This window comes from Oceanobacillus sp. HCA-5259, from assembly GCF_037892815.1.
In the GTDB taxonomy this organism is placed as follows: Bacteria; Bacillota; Bacilli; order Bacillales; family Amphibacillaceae; genus Oceanobacillus; species Oceanobacillus indicireducens.
Genome location: NZ_JBBKBV010000039.1, coordinates 1 through 20986, shown reverse-complemented (window position 1 = coordinate 20986; position 20986 = coordinate 1). Strand labels below are relative to the sequence as shown.

General features: G+C 39.1%; 19 protein-coding genes. 11 read left to right on the top strand and 8 right to left on the bottom strand.

The features are described 5' to 3' along the window. Positions 1 to 300 precede the first annotated feature (300 nt). Complete coding sequence (locus tag WKU33_RS16160) at positions 301 to 762, bottom strand: site-2 protease family protein (protein ID WP_340455552.1); 462 nt, start codon at positions 760 to 762, stop codon at positions 301 to 303. A 519-nt stretch (positions 763 to 1281) separates the two neighbouring features. On the opposite strand from WKU33_RS16160, the gene WKU33_RS16155 reads away from it, so the two are divergent. The 4 genes from WKU33_RS16155 to WKU33_RS16140 all read left to right on the top strand — a co-directional run bounded on the left by WKU33_RS16155 (position 1282) and on the right by WKU33_RS16140 (position 7988). After that, complete coding sequence (locus WKU33_RS16155) at positions 1282 to 2325, top strand: ArsR/SmtB family transcription factor (protein WP_336253245.1); 1044 nt, start codon at positions 1282 to 1284, stop codon at positions 2323 to 2325. Positions 2326 to 2339: 14 nt separating this feature from the next. Further along, complete coding sequence (locus tag WKU33_RS16150) at positions 2340 to 3563, top strand: MFS transporter (protein WP_340455571.1); 1224 nt, start codon at positions 2340 to 2342, stop codon at positions 3561 to 3563. Between the two features lie 446 nt (positions 3564 to 4009). Next, positions 4010 to 5779 (top strand): pyruvate kinase, encoded by a 1770-nt coding sequence (locus tag WKU33_RS16145; RefSeq protein WP_340455550.1) that lies wholly within the window; start codon positions 4010 to 4012, stop codon positions 5777 to 5779. A gap of 559 nt (positions 5780 to 6338) precedes the next feature. Further along, positions 6339 to 7988: an FAD-binding dehydrogenase gene (locus WKU33_RS16140; RefSeq protein WP_336253247.1), complete on the top strand. Its 1650-nt coding sequence runs from the start codon at positions 6339 to 6341 to the stop codon at positions 7986 to 7988. A gap of 216 nt (positions 7989 to 8204) precedes the next feature. Here WKU33_RS16140 and WKU33_RS16135 read toward each other — a convergent pair whose 3' ends face one another. After that, the gene (locus WKU33_RS16135; RefSeq protein ID WP_156857892.1) at positions 8205 to 8396 is read right to left on the bottom strand and encodes a hypothetical protein; all 192 of its coding nucleotides are present in this window, start codon (positions 8394 to 8396) and stop codon (positions 8205 to 8207) included. Positions 8397 to 8638: 242 nt separating this feature from the next. Between WKU33_RS16135 and WKU33_RS16130 the strand changes: the two genes are divergently transcribed. Next, a complete protein-coding gene (locus tag WKU33_RS16130) occupies positions 8639 to 9271 on the top strand; it encodes a LiaF transmembrane domain-containing protein (RefSeq protein ID WP_445321707.1) in 633 nt (210 codons plus the stop codon). A gap of 5 nt (positions 9272 to 9276) precedes the next feature. Continuing rightward, positions 9277 to 9399 (top strand): hypothetical protein, encoded by a 123-nt coding sequence (locus WKU33_RS16125; RefSeq protein WP_255454418.1) that lies wholly within the window; start codon positions 9277 to 9279, stop codon positions 9397 to 9399. A gap of 22 nt (positions 9400 to 9421) precedes the next feature. Here WKU33_RS16125 and WKU33_RS16120 read toward each other — a convergent pair whose 3' ends face one another. The 6 genes from WKU33_RS16120 to pplA form a co-directional block, all read right to left on the bottom strand. Further along, positions 9422 to 10219 (bottom strand): energy-coupling factor transporter transmembrane component T family protein, encoded by a 798-nt coding sequence (locus WKU33_RS16120; RefSeq protein WP_156857894.1) that lies wholly within the window; start codon positions 10217 to 10219, stop codon positions 9422 to 9424. Then, positions 10216 to 11073, bottom strand: coding sequence for an energy-coupling factor transporter ATPase (locus WKU33_RS16115; protein WP_156857895.1), 858 nt, complete (start codon positions 11071 to 11073; stop codon positions 10216 to 10218). The genes WKU33_RS16120 and WKU33_RS16115 overlap by 4 nt, the downstream gene beginning before the upstream one ends. After that, entirely contained in the window at positions 11064 to 11873 is an 810-nt protein-coding gene (locus tag WKU33_RS16110; protein WP_340455545.1) for an energy-coupling factor transporter ATPase, read from the bottom strand. The genes WKU33_RS16115 and WKU33_RS16110 overlap by 10 nt, the downstream gene beginning before the upstream one ends. A 235-nt stretch (positions 11874 to 12108) precedes the next feature. Beyond that, positions 12109 to 13053: a 1,4-dihydroxy-2-naphthoate polyprenyltransferase gene (menA, locus tag WKU33_RS16105; protein ID WP_156857897.1), complete on the bottom strand. Its 945-nt coding sequence runs from the start codon at positions 13051 to 13053 to the stop codon at positions 12109 to 12111. A 3-nt stretch (positions 13054 to 13056) separates the two neighbouring features. Then, the gene (locus WKU33_RS16100; protein ID WP_156857898.1) at positions 13057 to 14106 is read right to left on the bottom strand and encodes an FAD:protein FMN transferase; all 1050 of its coding nucleotides are present in this window, start codon (positions 14104 to 14106) and stop codon (positions 13057 to 13059) included. A gap of 300 nt (positions 14107 to 14406) precedes the next feature. Then, on the bottom strand, positions 14407 to 15327 hold the full coding sequence (gene pplA / locus WKU33_RS16095; protein WP_156857899.1) for an extracellular electron transfer flavoprotein PplA: 921 nt from the start codon (positions 15325 to 15327) through the stop codon (positions 14407 to 14409). A 280-nt stretch (positions 15328 to 15607) separates the two neighbouring features. On the opposite strand from pplA, the gene WKU33_RS16090 reads away from it, so the two are divergent. From WKU33_RS16090 to WKU33_RS16070, 5 genes are all read left to right on the top strand, one after another. Then, complete coding sequence (locus tag WKU33_RS16090) at positions 15608 to 17500, top strand: FAD-dependent oxidoreductase (protein WP_340455543.1); 1893 nt, start codon at positions 15608 to 15610, stop codon at positions 17498 to 17500. Positions 17501 to 17548: 48 nt separating this feature from the next. Further along, positions 17549 to 17968, top strand: coding sequence for a NusG domain II-containing protein (locus WKU33_RS16085; protein WP_232334488.1), 420 nt, complete (start codon positions 17549 to 17551; stop codon positions 17966 to 17968). A gap of 32 nt (positions 17969 to 18000) precedes the next feature. After that, the gene (locus tag WKU33_RS16080) at positions 18001 to 18609 is read left to right on the top strand and encodes a Gx transporter family protein (RefSeq protein WP_336253250.1); all 609 of its coding nucleotides are present in this window, start codon (positions 18001 to 18003) and stop codon (positions 18607 to 18609) included. Between the two features lie 3 nt (positions 18610 to 18612). Beyond that, positions 18613 to 19593: a polyprenyl synthetase family protein gene (locus tag WKU33_RS16075; RefSeq protein ID WP_336253251.1), complete on the top strand. Its 981-nt coding sequence runs from the start codon at positions 18613 to 18615 to the stop codon at positions 19591 to 19593. A 618-nt stretch (positions 19594 to 20211) separates the two neighbouring features. Then, positions 20212 to 20986: SLC13 family permease (locus tag WKU33_RS16070; protein WP_340455540.1), on the top strand; the 775-nt coding region annotated here is incomplete at its 3' end.

Genomic DNA, 20986 nt, shown 5'->3' with positions numbered 1-20986 from the left:
TCTATCAATTGTTTGAAAAGCGCTATGTCAGTTTTAAAAATTTTCAGAAGCTAAAGGGGGAAAACACGAAATGAATGACCAGGGACCATAACCCAAACGAGCAAGCACCCTATCCCCTTTTTTAATGCCTATTTTTAAATTAGAAGTCAATATCTATTTTTAGGTAAACTTCAAAGAAAATGAATGCTGAGAACCTTTTTCAGCATTCATTTTCTGGCGAATTTACTTTTACTACTATTTCAGCTGCTATCTATGGATTTGCTCTTTAACTTCCATATTTTCACCCTCTATCAGTATTTCCTATTTCCTATTTCCTATTAATAGTTTGAAAATGTTCTTACCATCACTGTCATATCCATTTGGATATGTTACAGGTATTAATGCACTGATTATCAACGTGATTGTAAAACCTATATAATATCCTTTCAGAAAACTATTTGGATTGTAAGCGTTGAAGATTAGAATAACTATAATTAGTGAAATAATATTGAATAAAACTCCCCCAAATATAATGAAGAAATCCCCTATTTTATTTTTAATCTTCACAGTACTATAATCAAAGTCAACATATCCTAATATAAAAAAGTATTTATTGAAAGAGAACCCTTTTAAATTGATTAAAGGACCCCCTACACCTATGTGTATCTTATTTATCTTTCCACCTAGTAGCTTTATAAAGAATGCATGACCTAACTCATGTATAATCAAATTAAAAGGTGAATATATCAAAAGTCCTATCAGATAACCTAACACTGCTGTCATTTTATTTAGACCCCCCACTTCTACTGTATTGGTTAATGACTGACCAAAACTCTTGCTCGATACTTCTTCAATAAATTCGGCGTCCAATTCTCTAAAAACCGCTCCAACCGTTCCAATTAACTCTAATGATCTATAGATGGTACTTGCATTTTTGTCTCCAGTTGGGTAGTTGATCAAAAAAATATAACACTTCGGTTTTCAAACGATTAATTCCCTTTAATCCAACATACTCCGTTAAGGAATTTAGTACTCTATTGCTATTTTCATACATACCTTCCAAAATCAAATCTTTTTTTATAATATCATAACTTTCAAAAGGATAGCAGACGTTTTTCTTGTAACATGAAGGCTACGCTATTAGCTCGCTAATAGCCTACTAGAATACGTTTTTTGCTTTTATTAAGTTATAAAAAGAAATAAATTCAACTATATTTGAATTTTATATTCAACTATTACTGAATTTGGGTATTGGTTTCTGTATAATTTATTTCAACAAAAGTATTTATGAGAGGTGATTATATGGAAATTTTACAAGCAACGGGTAGAAAAAGAGAAACATATGAAGTCCATTTCACTTATTCTACTCTATGGGAATGTGCTCTTGGGATAGCCGCAGTAACGAATTCACGATTACTCAACACTTTAGAGAAACCAGCAAGTTATTGGAAAGAACTTAGAGGGTCATTTTCTGAAAATCTTAACCACCATTTAGATTACGTTGAAAAAAATAATACTTGGAAAGCATTATTACAATTGCTCCACCAACATGAAAGCAATACTCTGAATGAATTCTGTACTAATGTCAATTTATTACAAGGTACAAAGTTTAAATTTGCTTGTTTACCTTATATTGGTGAGAACTTTCAACTTATAAGGGAAAAAGCTGCAACTGGAAATGAAAGTGCTATCATAGAACTGCAACGGATAACGAGTGATAATGCATTTTTTCCTCAATATATCGAATTCATAAGTAAAACCGACCCACAAAAACTTAAAGATCATTTAATTGAGGTTATGACACTATGGTATGAGGCTGTGCTAAGACCAGAATTAGAACGGACAACTCGAATTTTACAGACCGATTATGAATCTAAAAAGCACATGAAAGAAAAGATGTCTTCTGAAGAACTTGTCCAATGGGCAACAGGTGGAATAAACTACCTTCCCGAGCCTAGTGTTCATAAGGTTTTACTCATTCCACAATATGTCTATCGTCCTTGGGTTATTGAAGCAGATATTGAAGATACGAAAGTTTTCTACTACCCAGTAGCTAACGAAAGTCTTTCACCACATGATAAATATATGCCAAATAACTTTTTAGTACTAAAGTATAAGGCGTTAGGGGAAGAGATTAGACTTCGAATAGTAAAATTGTTATCGGAAACGGACTATTCGTTACAGGAACTTACGGAACAGTTGAATATAGGTAAGACCACCATTCATCATCATCTGAAAATATTACGTGCAGCTAAACTGGTTGAAATAATCGAAGGGAAATATTCCTTAAAAGCAAATGCGTTAGAATTACTCTTCAAGGAACTAGAACAATACCTCAAACAATGATGAAAGGAGAACTTATGAATTCTTCTCTATTTAAGAACCGTTCATTTGTCGCTACATGGTTAGGAAATGGAATATCTGAACTTGGTGGAGCATTTGGTACCTTTTGTAATTCAATATTAATCTTTCAACTTACAGGATCAACTATGGCACTTGGTAGTATGTGGCTTTTGTATTATATACCATCACTGATTCTGCAACTTTTTATTGGTCCCTATATTGATCGTTGGAGTAGAAAATGGATAATGATACTCTCGCAATGGACAAGGGGGATTGTATTTATCTTACCGTTAGCTGCATTACTAGCGGGAAACCTGGAAGTTTGGCAAATTTATGCTGTTCAGTGTGTAGTTGGATTAATCACTCCATTTTATGTGCCTGCTAATCATGCAATCACGCCAACCATTGTAGAAAAAGAGGAATTACAATCAGCAAATGCATATATTGATGGAATAGTCCGTTTAATGACCTTTTTATCTCCCATAATAGCTGGAATAGTAATTGAGTATATTGGTGTTCATATTACCCTTATTTTCGTGAGTACTTTGCTAGTCATGAGTGGTTTTACATTACTTTTTATCCAAGAAAATAGAAGTAATATAGAAGTGAGAAAAACATGGTTAGCCGATTTCACGGAAGGAATATCTTTTTTCTTTTCTCAAAAAGTAATTGTTTGGTTAGGAGTTTTTTTAGCATTTGTTCAATTTGGAGTAGGAGTGACAATGGTTACAACTCTACCATACATTACGCAAGAATTAGGCGGGACATATGCTGAATATGGATATTTCATGGCTGGATTTCCTATTGGATACATAATAGGTGCTTTCTTAGTAACAAGAATTCAATATAAAAGTCGTAGATATCTTATGCTCGGTTCCCTTTTCATAGGGGGACTAACCTACGTTGCACTATGCTTTAATTATAGTATCTTATTAGCAATAACAACAGAAACTATTGCAGGTATAGTAATGGCTGTTTTTAGCATCCATAATACAACTATTATCCAAAAAGTGGTTCCAAACGCCTTGATGGGTAAGGTATTTTCAGTTCGTTTGCTAATTATCAGGGGCGTTATGCCGTTGGGAGTACTTGTTGGTAGTTTATTAAGTGAAGTGTTTGGTGTAAGACCATTGTACCTTTTGATCGGTTTATTAATTAGTATCGTTTCATTAGCGGGAATTAGTTTACCATATTTTAAATTTATTGATGGAAAGAGTAGTCAAGAAAAAATGGTTTCTTGAGAGAGGTATCTATTCAGGTATAAAAAGTGTTTGAGAACTTGATTTGATGGATGGGGAGATCCAACTACTCCACCTAGATTCAGCTGTGAAAAAATGTGATGGAGAGATGCATCCGGAGTACTATAGAGGGATACATGAATATAAATTATCTGATGTTCTTTAGCCATGGCAAACGGAAAAGGACCGGGCATGGTTTTCGCCCAGTTTTTCTTAGTATGAGTCCTAACTAACCCCTCTGCATCTCTCAACATCTTCTGTTATCCTCAAACAACTTGAGCAATGGCTGCTTGACATGCTTTTTTACTCTCAAGGAGTGTCCAAATCTTTTTCCTAAAAATCTTGAACGTTTTAAACGGCTATAGACCGGGATTTTCCATAACATAAAGTGTCCTTTTAAAAAAATAATCATAAATTATTTTAATGAGGTGATGATTGCTATGGAAAGGTTGGCAGATTCCAACAAGAACGAAATCATACATCAGCTTTCTCAATTACGAAACGAGATTAATCACTGTTTAATGGACTTTTCTAAAAGTCATCATATTGATATAGCAGATGCAAGCAAACAAAACTTATGTGCATTTTTGGGTTTACAGAAACCTTTAAATCCAGTGCTTCATTCTAATTTAATAAAAGAAGGATTTTCATCTATACAGCAAATGAGTCCCCACATTTTATATTCATTGAATAAAATAATCAGCCATTTATCTTCTAATGATCAGCATTATGAAAATTATATTGATTTTAACAATGCCGTGTTCTTAAAAAAACAGCGTAACAAGAAATTATTGGGAAAATCAGAAGAAGATCCCATTTCCATTATGGTTACTTTAGATAAAACGATGCTGGAGAGGCCGGAGATTTTTAAAGAATTACTAAGGGCTGGGATGACGATTGCCCGAATAAACTTAGCCCATGACTACTCGGTATGGAAGCAGCTTGTTGAAAACATTCGAGCCGCAGAAAAAGAGCTGATTGATGTAAAGTGCAAGATTTATGTGGATCTACCTGGTCCCAAAATTCGGGTGTTCGATTTTAGAAAGATCCAGGCTCCACTCGTAATCAATACAGAAAAAAACTCCCCGATTGGCTATTTAGTAAGTAATCAAGGCATAGTTCCTTCTATTCGACACGCTTTTAAAATTGAATTAAATATTAAGGAATTTAAAGATATTACACCGGGGCAAATCATTCCTTTTACGGACGTCAAAGGAAGAAAACGACATTTCACCGTACTGGAAATGATAGATGCCAGATGCCTGAAGGTTGAATTAAACAAAACAGCTATTTTGAATGAGGAGACCACTATAAAATTGAGTCATGATAATCATAGTAAAGTGACGAATCTACTTGAAAGGCAGCCGACCATTAAGGTTAAAAAAGGAGATATCTTAAGAATCTATAAAAGCCATGGCTATCATGGTAAACCAAAAAATAATAAACAACCAGCTGCAATTGGGATTACGATACCAGAGGCATTAAAAAATGTTAAACCGAAAGACAGGGTTTTTTTTGATGATGGAAATATATGTGCAGCTGTATTGAACGTTACAGACACCTACTTGGATATAAAGATTACACTTACCAGAAAAGAGAGGGAGATAATTAAACCTGAAAAAGGGGTAAACTTTCCAGACTCACAGGTTTATTTAAATGTTCCGGCCATTACAGAAACGGATATCAGTATTTTACCAGAGATTGCCCCCTTTGTTGACTTAGTTGGAATTTCTTTCATTCATCAGCCAAATGATATTCGAATAGTAAAGAGATATTTAGATCAATATACAGAGAGAAATATCGGTGTCATTGCGAAAATAGAAACAAAACACGCTCTTCTATCTTTATCTAAAATTATTCTGGAAGGGTTGAATTTAGATTTATTCGGTGTGATGATTGCTAGAGGAGACTTAGCAATCGAGATCGGCTATGAACAACTGGCGAATGTTCAAGAAGGAATCTTAGAGCTTTGCCGGGCTGCACATGTGCCGGTTATTTGGGCAACCAGTGTTCTTAACCACATGAATAAGAAAGGAATACCACTCAGGGCTGAGATTACAGATGCCTTTATGGGATTACGAGCCGATTGTATCATGATGAATAAAGGTCCTCATATTTCCAGTTCAATAAAATTCTTGCAGCAATTGGATGAATTGAAGGAGGATCCATTGTTGAATATTAGAAATTCCATAATACCTTTTGCTCAATATGGGTTTTAATTATCCTGAGAAACCTGTGAAAAAAATCATGAATACTCTATAAATGCTCTGTTTTATTGAGAAATTTGTTAGGAACCGAAAATAAGGCCCGACAACAACCTCGGGTTGGGGATGCTAACCTTATTGGATAAGGGATCGAGAAAGAATTCACCACACAAAAGGCTGAATCCTGCTATTGGATTCAGCACAAGATCAGTCACCTTTAAAGTATGACGGGGGACCGTACAATAAAATTTGAAATTAATCAGCCTCTCTCGTAATTGCGAGGAAGGTCTCTTTTACTATAAATAGCGGTAATATTCTACACTCCCATTGGAATATCAATCAATGTAATTTCATTAGTTTGTTTTAGGGTGTTTTTTAATACTTGTTCAAATTTATTCAACTGTTGTGGCCTATCCCTTTTATTCCAAAGCTTATGGTAACTCGGAACCAATCAAAATTAATGAGATAATGAAGATAGTAAATGTATCGATTAGGTTGGCTAACGTCCTTTGACGTAAAAAATTGTCGCTTCGCTGTCGAATAAGAGATAGCAAAGTGTTTGGGAGGAATACTTATGGATTATGATGTTATCGTTGTTGGGGCAGGACTAGCGGGACTTGTTGCCACTTCCGAATTGATCGGGGCGGGCAAAAAGGTTTTATTAGTAGATCAAGAATCCGAAGCATTTCTTGGGGGACAAGCGTGGTGGTCATTCGGTGGTCTTTTTTTAGTTGATTCACCTGAGCAACGGCGCCTTGGCATAAAAGACTCCTACGAGCTTGCGAGGCAAGACTGGATGGGAAGTGCCGGGTTTGATAGGGAAGATGATGAGGATCATTGGGCAAAACAATGGGCTGAGGCTTATATAGAATTTGCAGTTCACGAAAAAAGGGATTGGCTGCATTCGCTCGGTGTCCGTTTCTTTCCTGTTGTCGGGTGGGCGGAACGAGGGGGATATTTAGCGGAAGGACACGGCAATTCCGTGCCGCGTTTCCATATTGTATGGGGAACGGGTCCCGGCATTGTCCGACCGTTTGAAAAAATTGTTCGTGAGGGAATGCAAAATGGATTGGTTGACTTTCGACCACGACACCAGGTCGATGAGCTTTTGTCGAAAAATGGTGCCATAATTGGCGTGCGAGGATCAATCTTAGAACCGAGCGATGTAAAAAGGGGAGAAGCAAGTTCACGCGCCGTCATTGGAGAGTTTACATATGAAGCGCCTGCTGTCGTTGTATGCAGTGGAGGGATTGGTGCGAACTTTGATTTGGTAAAGGAGAATTGGCCGAAGCGTCTCGGAAATCCGCCGGAAAGAATGATATCGGGCGTTCCTGCGCATGTGGACGGGCGGATGCTATCAATCACCGAAAAAGCCGGTGGACGTGTCGTGAATAAAGATCGGATGTGGCACTATACGGAAGGGATTAAAAACTGGGATCCGATATGGCCCTCTCATGGCATTCGCATTCTTCCCGGCCCTTCTTCCATATGGCTTGATGCGAAAGGGAACCGTTTTCCCGCTCCGAATTTCCCTGGGTTCGATACACTTGGCACATTACAGGCAATCCAAGAAACCGGCTACGATCATTCATGGTTTATTCTAACTGCCAAAATTATCGAAAAGGAATTTGCATTATCAGGGTCTGAACAGAACCCTGATTTAACTGGGAAAAGCATTAAGAAAGTACTTTCGAGAGTAGTGCCAGGACCTCCGGCGCCTGTTCAAGCTTTTATGGATAAAGGGGAAGATTTCGTCGTTGCAGACTCATTGGAGAAGTTAGTACAAGGGATGAATGACATTACGGGAGACAGGCGATTGGACGTTGCACATATTGAACGGCAGCTGCTTGCAAGAGATCGCGAAATAGAGAATAAGTTCACGAAAGACCTTCAAATTACCGCCTTGCGAGGAGCTAGAAATTATATTGGGGATAAATTGATACGGGTGGCGAAACCGCATAAAATCCTGAATCCAAAAAATGGACCGCTTGTGGCAGTTCGGTTGAACATACTGACTAGGAAGACACTGGGCGGACTACAGACCGACCTCGAAGGACGAGTAATGAATGAACTTGGGGAACCTGAGCCTGGACTATACGCTGCTGGAGAGGTTGCCGGGTTCGGCGGTGGTGGATTGCACGGATATCGCGCATTGGAAGGGACTTTTTTAGGAGGATGTCTATTTTCAGGCAGGCAAGTCGGACGATCATTAAGCCAAAACTAAATGTAAGAAGAGCATTTTCCAAGGAAATAGGGAAATGCTCTTTTTCATAATGGTAAACCCGTTACTACTTCGGGAAAAAAGATGACCAACAAAAAGAATAAAATTGATTGCAGAAGATGTAAACATAATAATGGATCTGCAAACGTCATATACTTTAGCAGCTTAGAATTAAATTATCCATCGCAATTACTTACCAACCTTTATCTAACTTTTAAACTAATAAGTGAAAACAGTACCGGTTACAGTAAGCAACATAGCTAATACAATAGCAAAAATAATGGCGAACAGTTTATTTAAAATGAGCGGAATTCCTTTTAAAGCTACTTGAACGTAATAATTTAGGCTCGAAAATAATATCGCGATATTTAAATGTATAATCGTTAATACTTTCTTTTTCTCTAAAAACATTCATTTCATATATTCCTATAGCTACATTATGAAAAATAATCGAGTAAAAAGCTGCTAAAATGAAGTGAGGAAAGAGGACTTAAAGAACCTTATTGACAAACTAGATTATTTTAGATGAATTTCTGAATAGGCTGTCTTTTGAAATTTCCTCCTAAAGGAATAAAACGGCCACCCAAATAATAAGAACTACCATGTAAGATAAATAAAGGAGGTATGTTAGATCAGGAAGAGTATGGTTAGGCGTGCTTTTTCTCTTGCTTGGTTTAGGTTTTTTTCTAGAACAAGCTGGCATTATTGATTTGCCACAATTGTTCTCTAATTGGTGGCCATTTATTTTAATTATTATCGGAGTGGTCCAGCTGATCAATCGGAAACATTCTTCCGCAAGTTCAGGTCTTATATTCTTAATGATCGGTTTTATATTTTTAATGAATCAATGGTTCGATTTGAATCTAATAGCGTATATCTGGCCGATTATCTTCATTATTCTCGGTATTGTCATTCTCTTTACAAGGGTCAAACGAGAAAAAAGCTTCCATACGGAAAGTGATTTAGACACATTCGTGCTATTTTCCGGTGCAGAGATTAATAGTCAATCCCAAACCTTTCAAGGTGGGTCTGTGACGGCAATTATAGGCGGAGCGGAAATAGATCTCCGTGATGCGGTTATTATGGATGGAGCTTCTCTTGATTTAACGACGGTGCTAGGTGGGGTGGAAATGAAGGTTCCAGACAATGTCCAGGTTGAAATATCTGGAATGCCTATCCTTGGTGGTTGGGAGGATAAGACAAGAGTCAGAAGAGAAAAAGAGGAAGTTTCCGTATTAAAAATAAACTGCCTGACGATTCTGGGCGGGGTTGAGATTAGGAATTAAAAAACATGGGAACCATCAAAACTACGAATGAAAGTTATAAAGGTAAAGAAATAAAAGGAAGTGGCTTTTTTCAAAAGGGCTTTAATGGCCCCTTTACTGAATCAGCCACTTTTTATTTTGAAAAATAGGGTTCTATCTATTCCTACTATGTTAATTAAGGCGTAATAGGATGAGCCCTATGGTTAGTGCAGCCATTACGCATAGGGTAATAGTGTCACATGTTTTCCATCTGAGTTTACGGAATGATGATCGTTTTATGCCAGATTGATATCCTTTGACTTCCATCACATTCGCCAATTCCTCTGCCCGGTTTAACGAATTTGTAAAGAGCGGGAGAAAGATTGGAACGAGAGTCTTCATTTGTTGGACGAGCGAGCCTTCACCAAATTCAGTTCCCCGGGCTCGTTGGGCGTCCATGACTCTCTGGGTTTCATCTAGAAGGTTGGGGATAAACCGTAATGAAATAGATAACATCAGAGATATTTCATCGACTGGGATGTTGAGCTTTCGTAAAGGGCCTAGCAATGAATCAATTCCATCAGTCAAATCAATTGGTTTCGTTGTTAATGTAATCGCAGTGGAGATGAATATAATCATTACAAACCGGCAAAAGATATAGACCCCATTAATGAGGCCAAATTCTGATATTCTGATTGGACCCCATTCGACATAGATTGTTCCTCCTGCCGTAAATAACATCTGTAGCACCACAGTAAACAGGATGAGCCAGATCAAAGGGCGGACCCCTCTAAAATAAGTGTACAAATGAACCTTTGATAACCGCATGACACCTAATGTAAACAGCCAAAGCAATAGATAAGTTTGCCAATTGTTTGCGATAAATAGGACGATTATAAAGTAAAAACCACTGACAAGCTTTGCCCGCGGGTCCAGTTGGTGAAGAATTGAATCCCCGGGTACATACCTGCCTAACGTTAATTTATTCACGCGAGACCCACCTCCATCAGTGCATCAGCAAGTTCATCAACAGTAAAGCAAATATCTGGTAGTTCGATGCCCGTTCTTTCTTCAATTTCCAACTGAAATTGATACGCTTCAGGTAGATCAAGATGCCACTTTTTAATCGCTAGACGATCTGAAAAAACGGATCGCAAATCGCCATTCCTTACAATGCGTCCATTTTCCATCACAATGATCTTGTCTGCATAGTGCACAACGTCATCCATATCATGGGTTACGAGGATAGTGGTCAAATTACGCTCCTGGTGCAGTGACTTAATTAACCTCATGATCTCATTTTTTCCTTTTGGGTCCAAGCCGGCACCAGGTTCATCTAGTACGAGAATTTCTGGTTCCATTGCTAGTATTCCTGCAATGGCAACGCGGCGTTTTTGTCCACCGGATAATGAATGTGGAGATTTATTCAAGAGATGAAGGGGGAGTCCGACAAGTTGCATGACTTCTTTTGCAATCTGTTGTGCCTGTTTTAGCGGTACACCGAAGTTTAGTGGACCAAAGCAAATGTCTTTTTCAACCGTTTCAGCAAACAATTGCGCCTCTGGAAATTGAAAGACCATCCCGACTTTTTTTCGAATGTTTTTTAGAGCTTGTTTATTATTCTTTTGTTTAATGATGTCCTGGCCAACTTCAATTTTTCCTGCAGTCGGGAGCAAGAGTCCGTTGATCGTTTTCAGTAAGCTTGATTTTCCAGCACCTGTATGTCCGACAATAGCAGAATACGAACCGGACTCTATTTGTAAATCAATGGATTGCAGAACGAGCGGGTTGCGAATTGGTCCAATTACGTAATCAGCAGAGACTCCTTCCATTTTTATTTCCATAGCCAACACATCATTTCTTCCCGTGACATATAGGATTGCGGTACGTTTGCCCCGCGTTTCGCTAATGCACGTCTAAGTTTTTCACCAAGAGGTGGGGTCAACTCCTTTTCTTGGGTAAAAATTTCACTTGGTTTACCAATATTCGTAACCTGACCGTTATCTAGAACAACGACTCTATCTGCTGCCTCCACTTCGGTCATGTCATGTGTAATGGAAACGACCGTTAAATCGGTGCTCACTTTTAACTCATGGATGGTCTCCAGAAGTTCACGCCTGCTTCTTGGATCAAGCATAACAAAGGCTTCATCTAGTATTAATACGTCTGGTTTCATGGCTAAAGCACCTGCGATAGCTACACGCTGCTTCTGTCCCCCGGAGAGATGGGAAGGATCATACAGCCGATATTCAAACAAGCCAACCATTTTCAGCGCTTCATTAACTCGTTTTTTCATTTCTTTATAGTCCATATTCAAGTTTTCCAATCCAAAAGCAACATCATCTTGTACAGTGGATCCTATAAATTGATTTTCCGGATTTTGAAAAGCAACCCCAATCCGGTTCCTAATTTCCCATTTCGATTTCTCAGTCATCTCCATATCGGCGATAAAAATGGACCCTTGCTGGGGTTCGAGTAGCCCGGTGAGCAATTGGGCAAGTGTTGATTTTCCAGATCCATTGTTGCCGATGATCGCCAACCATTCACCTTGATGAACAGTGAACGATACAGAGAGAAGGGCCTTCGTCTCTGTTCGGAGATCATATCGATAGGTCAAATTGTTTACTTCGATGCTCGGTGCCATATTTCATCCCTCCTTGAGCAAGCTTGCGATTTATCACGTATTAACGGTCTGTAATATCCCTCCTCTAAACATGAGGGAAACCCAATATGTGAAGGGTCGGGATAAACAGTCCGTAAATACCTGATTCTGTTCAACTAACATTCAGTGGGGAGGTAAGGATACCCCACTGAATGAGTTTCACTTTATCACGTATTAACGGTCTGTAATATCCCCCATTGAATGAAGTTTTACTTTATTAAGCCGGTATAGCAATCACAATTAACATTAAGATGGCGATAGTCCCATTTACTAAAACTAAGTTCTTTCCGGCGAGTGGGAATGTTTCCGTTTTGCTTTGTTTCTGATTAAACGCATCAACATGACTGTAAACCGGTTTAATCATTAGAAGTGAAAGCAGAAGTGCTTTTGGCAGGATGCCGAGCAATGCTGCTATAGAAATTGCGATAAATGTAACGATGTACAATATGTTAAACAGCCAGATTGCATATTTTTTACCGATGTAGAAAGGAAGCGTATAACGGTGATTGGCGATATCTTCCTCTAAATCACAAATATTATTGGCGAGCATTAAATTAGCAATGGTAAGAACGCATGGTAAGGAAACCAAGCCGATTTCTAGTAATAAGAGGATATCAAACTTTAAAAGAAAGGAACTTCCTTGCCAAGAAATATTCGCAATCCCCTTGTCAAAAGCATTGACATATACGGTGAGGAAAAGAATTCCGAAGCCCATTGTGACACCTGAGAATACTTCACCGAGTGGCATACGGGATAAAGGGATCGGACCGAAAGTATAAAAGATGCCGACTGCAAAGCATAGCATTCCGATGAATAAAACCAGTAAATCAGTTTGGGAGACAAGCCAGATCCCAAGTGCGGAGGAAATTGCAAGCATGGAGATGATAGTCGTAATCACAAGCCGCTCGGGAATAGCTGCTTGTCCAATAATATTCCTTTCTTTCCGGTAGCTATCGCTAGTTGCTTTCTGATAGTCCATGTATTGATTAATTGCCGTTGCTGTAAAATCAAAGATGAGCATGCTGCTAAAAAATAAAATTGTATTGATATAATCCAAAGTTCCATAGCGGTATAATACAAATAAAAGTCCAAGCAGGAATGGGAATAAACTGGCAATTTTTGTTTTGATTTCTACTAAATTTAAAAATGTGCGGATTGACATGGCCTATCCTCTCCATTCAACTAATTTGAATTGATCATTAGTTAGCTCAAAATTACCTTTCAAACCGGATGTCGTATATATTTCTTTATCACGACTGATGAAAATCGCTTCGAGACCACTCATATTTTCCGCAAAGGATAACCCGTCTTTTAATCCTTTAGTGAATAAAATGGTTGATAAAGCATCACCATCTGTAGAAGAATCGGTTATGACGGATACACCTGCAATATCATTATCGTATGGATAGCCGGTTTTTGGATTCAATAAGTGATGATAGGTTTGTCCATCTACTTCCAAATTCCGTTCATAAATACCGGAGGTCACAACCGTTTTATCCTTTTGTTTGATAACTCCGACGGTTTCACCTCGTGCTTGAAAAGGATCCTGAATGCCAATCGTCCATGTATCTCCCGATTGGGGACTATCTCCTAAAACATAAATGTTTCCACCAAGATCAATAACCGCTGAAGATACATCATGTTCTTTTAATGTTGTCGCAACTTGATCCGTTATAAACCCTTTCGCAATGGATCCTAAGTCTAGCCGCATCTGATCCTGCATGAGAAATACTGTTCTCCCCTGTTCATCAAGTTGAACAGATTGATAGTTGATTAGCGGTAATACTTGATCAATTTCAGATTGATCTGGTTTTCTTGCATCCGGAAAGCCGATGCGCCAAAGGTTTGTCAATGGGCCAACCGTAATATCAAATGAGCCATCTGCTAATTTGGAATAACGTTTCCCTTCCTTTATAAGGTCATAGCTCGTTTTTGGAACTTCAATTGGTGCTGACCCGGCATGTTGATTAATTTCATCGATAACAGAACCTTCCTCGTTGGAAGAAAGCTCATCGGCTAACTGCTCAATTTGGTTAAAAACCGGTTCAAGCACGTCCCCTTTGTCTTCATCGTAAATTTTGACGGTTACCACTGTCCCCATTAGAAAATCCGTCTTACTATGCGGATCTACTGTCACGCCTTCTGTTTCGGCTGACACGCCACACCCGACAAGCAGTATGAGTAAACTAATCCAAAACCATTTAAGGTGTTTCATGATTCCTCACCACTTTCCATTAAACTTGAGGAGGGAAATTAGAAGCTAAATCGTTTTTTCTAATTGTATAAGAAACTATAAATTAAAATGCTGTGATAACTTAGTATCCGGGGCCAGCCACGTCCGGCTCCAGCGCCCAGCAACTAGCAAACTTCACACTCCTCCAATCGATAAGTCAACATCAACTCACTATCGTTCGTTGTGTTTCCTTTATCTCATTCCGAAGTGCTCCAGTTTGTACGTTGCTATCCGGGCGCTTGCGCCTTTGATATTTCCCATCAACTAACTTAGATGTTCTCTTTATTCTTCCGCATAAACGATATTGTCAATTTCGATCGGGGTTGTGTCCCCTTTTTGGGCTGCATTGATTAATTGTGCAGCGTACATTTGGAAAGACTTGCTGGAAGATGTCGCACCAGAAACAACTTCTACTGCATTAGCATCTTGTGTCTCAACAAGTGCTTCGTTCAATTCAGGAATAAAATCTTGAGGGCCTGTGCCGGAAATATCCGCCATTTGTTCTTGGTACTCATCATCATCGATTTTCAACTCTCCATCTTCATTGAGATAAACAAAATCGGATTCAGTGATTTTTCCGTCCTCAACTGTAATGGTAAGCTCCGTTTTCCAGCCGGTTTGGTCAATGTTTTTCTCTGAAAGACTGTATTCACCGTCGATAAGCTCATTTGTATTTTCGATTTCGATTGGTGTTGTGTCACCAGACTGTGCTGCTTGGATCAACTGTTGAGCATAGTTGATGAATGTATGAGATGAACTTGTTGCACCAGTAACTACTTCAACTTCTGAAGCATTTTGATTGGCCACGAGAGCATCATTCAGTTCAGGGATGAAATTTTGAGGGCCTGTACCGGACTCTTCCGACATGGTTTCCTGGTATTCCTCATCCTCTGTCTTTAACTCGCCGTCTTCATTTTCATAATTAAAATCTGAAGAAGTGATTTCTCCATCTTCTACTGTCATTTCCATAACGACTTTCCAGCCAGTTTCCCCTATTTCAGTTTCATATAATGAATAGGTCCCGTCTTGTAGAGGTGCTCCTGCTACGACTTCTTTAGCTGCCGTTTCTTCTGTTTCCTCAGTAGCTGCGTCCTGATCTGTCTCATTATCTTTACTTGGTGCATCCTCCTCTCCACAAGCAGCTAATGAAAAGGTTAATGCAAGCCCTAAAACTGATACGCCTATAAAATTTTTCCACTTCATCTGAATCATCCTTTACTTATTTAATTGTGAATATAATCACACGTTCACCCTTATATTAGCATGCGAATGTTGTAATGTAAACTATTTTTGTAAGGAAGAATGGTTAACTATAATCTGCATTATATTAACGTTTACAACGTACTAATGGTAAAAAATATGATAAATGACTATTGTGTGAACGCTATAGACAAGAAAAAATTATTGCGTTATATTGTGAATTGATGAACATTATATGTACTAAATATCAATTCATATTTTCTTAATTAAGGAGTGATTTCCATTGGCAGAAAAAAATATTGTGATTATCGGTGCCGGTTATGCTGGTGTTCATGCAGCTAAGAGACTTGCAAAGAAATATAAAAAGGATCCCTCTGTATCGATAACGTTAATTGATCGAGATTCGTATCACACCATGATGACTTCATTGCATGAAGTCGCGGCGCACCGGGTTGAGCCAGATGCTGTTCAATTTGACCTGCGACGGCTGTTTAACCGCACGAAGGTGAAACTTGTAACTGATGTTGTTGAACATGTTGATCATAAAAATAAAGTGATTACAACAAAACAAAGTACTTTCAATTACGATTATTTAATCTTAGGTATGGGTGCAGAGCCGAACGACTTCGGTACGCCTGGAGTAAGTGAGCATGGGTTTACACTTTGGTCCGTTGAGGATGCCGTCAAACTACGTCAGCACATTGAAAAGTCGGTAGCCCGGGCCTCCAGGGAACACGATCTGGAAGTACGCCGCGCTCTATTGACCTTTACTGTCTGTGGTTCCGGCTTCACTGGTGTTGAAATGATTGGGGAACTAATGGAATGGAGAAAACGGTTGGCAAAAGATAATAAACTCGATGAATCAGAGATCACATTAAACCTCGTCGAAGCGGCTCCTACGATTTTGAATATGTTGGACCGAAAAAGCGCTGAGAAGGCGGAGCGCTATATGAAGAAAAAAGGGATCAATATATTAGTGAATTCCCCTATCGTTGAAGTGAAAGCTGAAGAGATCGTTTTAAAATCAGGCGAAATCATTCCAACTCATACATTGATTTGGACGGCAGGAATAAAGGCGAATTCGGATGCGGAAAATTACAATATGGAAAGCGCTAGAGCTGGACGCTTAAAAGTAAATGAATATATGGAAGCGGAAGGACTAGATGATGTCTATGTCGTTGGGGATTTAGCTTACTATGAGGAAGAAGAAGGCACACCGACACCACAAATTGTCGAGGCAGCGGAACTAACTGCGGAGACCGCAGCCCATGCAGTCATCAGTGAAATCAGCGGTGGAGAGAAAAAAGCTTATAAAGGAAAGTACCATGGTTTTATGGTGTCCATCGGCACCAGATATGGTGTCGCCAACTTAATGGGGATGCGCGTCAGCGGTTGGTTGGCGAACTTTATTAAGTACATGGTGGACCTCGTATATCTATTTGGCATCGGTAGTGGATACTATATGTTCCACTATATATTCGATGAGTTTTTCCACTCAAAAGACAAACGAAATGTATTCCGGAATCTTGTCAATCGGTATGGAAACGTGTTATGGAGCATACCGCTACGTATCTTTGTTGGGGGATTCTGGATTGTAGAGGGCGCTACAAAATTATGGGGTGAAGGTACTTGGGAAAAAGCGACATCCAGCTGGTCAAATGTACCATTGCTGTTCAAAGGACTCGGTGAAGATTCATGGATTGTTTCCGACTCCGTGAAAATGCCGTTTGAATGGCTGCAAACCGCAACATCAGGAGCGACTGAAGCAACGGCCGCTGCCAGTGAAGCTGCTTCCGGGGACTGGGCAACACCAATCTTAAGTAGTATGCCTAGTTGGTTCGAATGGATCATGAAAATCATGCTGCCAACGCCAGAGATGGCTATCTTTATGCAAAAAATGATGGTGTTTATTGAACTAGCAATGGGATTGGCGATTCTATTTGGTCTATTTACATGGCTTGCAAACTTAGCAAGTTCCGGTTTCTTAGTCATGTTCACTCTAACTGCCATGCTCGGTTGGGATAAGGTTTGGGCCCTTCCTGCATCGATTGCTCTAATGAATGGTTCTGGCAGAACGTTTGGTCTGGACTACTGGGTTGTGCCGTTTTTACAAGAGAAAGTCGGTGACTGGTGGTACGGAAAAGAACGGGGCATCTATAGGGATCATCAAGAATAAAACTGTAAAGTAAATTTTAATCATGCCTGTAAAAGGGGAGAGATGGAATTGAAAGAGCTATACCGGACGGTTAAACGTTGGGATATTATTATCGTGATTGCACTTGTTATCTTATCTTTTCTTCCCTTCGTTATTTTTACTTTCATACAGACAAAATATGCCGATGGGGAATCTGTAAGCGTGGCGGTTATTTCTGTAGATAATGAAGAAGTGCAACGAGTCACGCTTACAGGCAATGAAGGTGTTGAAGTCTTTGATATTCTCTCTTCTGACTCGAATTACAATATAGTTGAAGTCATTGATGAAGAAATAAGGGTTAAATCAGCGAATTGCCCAGATCAGATTGATGTCCATCAAGGTTTCATCAGCAAACCAGGTGAAACAATTGTTTGTCTACCTCATCGGATGATTATTGAAATTCAAACGATGAGTGACGAACCGGTGAGCGATATCATTATCAGTTCGTGAGGAAATATTTTAAAAGTAAAGGGGGGAAGGGAATGACACGAAATGAGCGTCTCGTCTATATTTCATTATTAGCTGCACAAGCCGTCATTATCGGAATTGTGGAGCGGGCAATCCCTTTTCCTTTTGCTTTTGCACCAGGGGCAAAACTCGGACTTGCCAATATTATTACAATTATGGCGCTTTATACCCTTCCTGTAAAAGATGCTGCAAAAGTAGTCGGTATCCGTGTTGTATTAACAACTTTACTTGGTGGCACCATTTCTACGTTTATGTATAGCTCAGCTGGAGCCATCATCAGCTTTATCGGGATGTGGCTTGTAAAAAAACTTGGACCGATGCGTGTTAGCTTAATCGGCGTGAGTGCAGCAGGAGCAATTTTACATAACGTTGGCCAATTGGTTGTAGCAAGTTTCATCGCCCAAACATGGACGGTGCTGCTATATTTACCGGTGTTGTCTTTCATTGGAATTTTAGCGGGAATCGCAATCGGAATCATCGCGAATTATTTATTACAGCATGTAGAAAAGCTTGATTATTATATGTATTTGCAAAAAGTGGAGACGACGAAAAAAGAAAAAACGATAAAGGATAAAGTTTTACAGCAATCATCTATTCTCTATCAGAGTCAAGAGGAGGTATAAATAATGAAAGTACATGCGATGTGGGATAGTTATCCAGAGTTGAAACAAGATTTAGCCGATGTGCTTTCTTTAATAGATTCACGGATTCATGTTCGTAATAAAGCTGTAGAAGAGAGAATCAAAGAAATGGTTTATTCAGGCGGAAAGTTGCTCCGTCCCGCCTTCACATTATTATGCTCGAATATTGGTCCATCCTATAAAAAAGAGGATGCCATCGCAGTTTCAGCAGCAATCGAATGTTTACATCTTGCAACACTTATTCATGATGATGTCATTGATGAAGCCAGTCATCGTCGGGGTGTTCAGACTATACATGCCGATGAAGGAAATAAAATTGCCATTTATGCTGGTGATTATTTGTTCAGTGTTTGTTTTACAATTTTAGCTAATCATGCAACATCCCTTGCCGATCTAGAATTCAACGCTCGTGGAATGGAAAAAATTTTAAGTGGAGAGCTCGAACAATTAAATTCCCGTTATCAATTTAACGTATCGATTAAAGACTATTTAACTAGAATTGCCGGGAAAACAGCTCAATTATTTGCAATCAGTTGCTACTCGGGAGCGGTATTGAGTCAGTCTTCGCGCAGAGTGGCCATGATTTCCAGGAATATAGGCCATAATATTGGTATGGCGTTTCAAATTAAGGACGATATTCTTGATTATCGGTCTGATTTTTCAGCACTCGGTAAACCAGTAATGTCAGACATTCGCCAAGGCATATATAATTTACCACTCATTTATGTTCTTCAGAATAAGCCTTCCGTATTTCATGACCTTCTAGCAAAAGGTGAGGCCATGACTGATCATGATCTCGAGGAAGTAATGAACTTAGTTGATCACTATCACGGCTTGGAAAAAGCAGAGCAACTCGCTGAAAAATATACAGATAAAGCGATTAAACAGTTAAAAAAGCTTCCTAATGGTGAATATAAGTCGATTATTCAAGAAGTGATGGCGACTTTGCTTGTGCGAAGTATGTAAGTAATGCTTGGTTAAGTATGGTTCTCAAGTTTTGCATCTTGTATAAGAAACTATTAAATAAAAATGCTGTGATAACACAGGTATCGAGGGCTAGCCACGTCCGCGCTGCGCCTTTGTTCTGCAAAGCAACTTGTAATATGCCCTCATGCCCGGAAGTGATTGCTTTTTCAAGTTGTCGAAGCACCCATTTCCGGGTACTCCTTATTAACTCAACTTTCGCACCCTGAAAATATTAAGCAAATCATCCTAATTAAGCGCCCCTAGCCTTTAAGGGAAAATAAACCTCAGTTGTTTTCCCGTTAAAGTAAGATGAATATACTGATGGGAGAATAAACCCCGGTTGTTTTCCCATTAAAGTAAGAAGAACATGCTGATGGGAAAATAACCCCCAGTTGTTTTCCCATTAAAGTAAGAAGTACATGCTAAAGGGAAAATAACCCCCAGTTGTTTTCCCATTAAGGTAAGAAGAACATGCTGATGGGAAAATAACCCCCAGTTGTTTTCCCATTAAAGTAAGATGAATATGCTAAAGGGAGATTAAACCCCCAGTTGTTTTCTTTTCACAAATCAGCCAAAATAGAAGATACAGTGGAAATGTTCGAAAAGGGGATCAAGCCAATGGAAATGACGCTTACCTTTATCATTTTGTTTGTGACTATAATACTTTTTATGGGGAGCCGCTTACGGGCAGACCTTGTGGCGATATTAGCACTGATGGCATTAGTCATTACGGGAAGTCTCGAACCTGCGGAAGCTTTAGCAGGCTTTGCAAATACGGTAGTCATTATGATTGCTGGTTTATTTGTAGTTGGTGCAGGATTATTACGGACAGGTCTTGCCCAGCAGGCAGGTAATCTATTGCTCCGTTTTGCGGGAGAAAGTGAAACGAAGCTCTTTTTTCTGTTGATGATTATTGTCAGTTTTGTCGGGGCCTTTATGAGTAATACTGGAACCGTTGCGCTTATGCTGCCGGTTGTGATTAGTATCGCTATTAGTATAAAAAGCAGTCCATCAAAGTATTTGATTCCTTTATCTTATGTCGGGAGTCTAACTGGACTTCTGACATTGATCGCTTCCCCAGCGAATATCATAGTAAGCGAGACTTTAAGTGAAGCAGGTTACCAGGCCTTAAGCTTTTTCCAAATTACACCGATTGGCATCACGGCACTCATTGTCGGTATTCTCTATTTATATTTTACAAGAAATCGCCTTCTGCCAGATATAAAAAGTAAAGGAACGAGTGATAAAGCACACCAGCTTTCTCCTAGCCAATTGACGGATGATTATAATTTAGAAGAGAGTCTGTACAGTGTAAAGGTATCTGCTGGGTCTAGCATGATCGGGAAAGCCCTGGCACAATTGAAACTTCCAGCAGTTTATCAAATTTTTATTC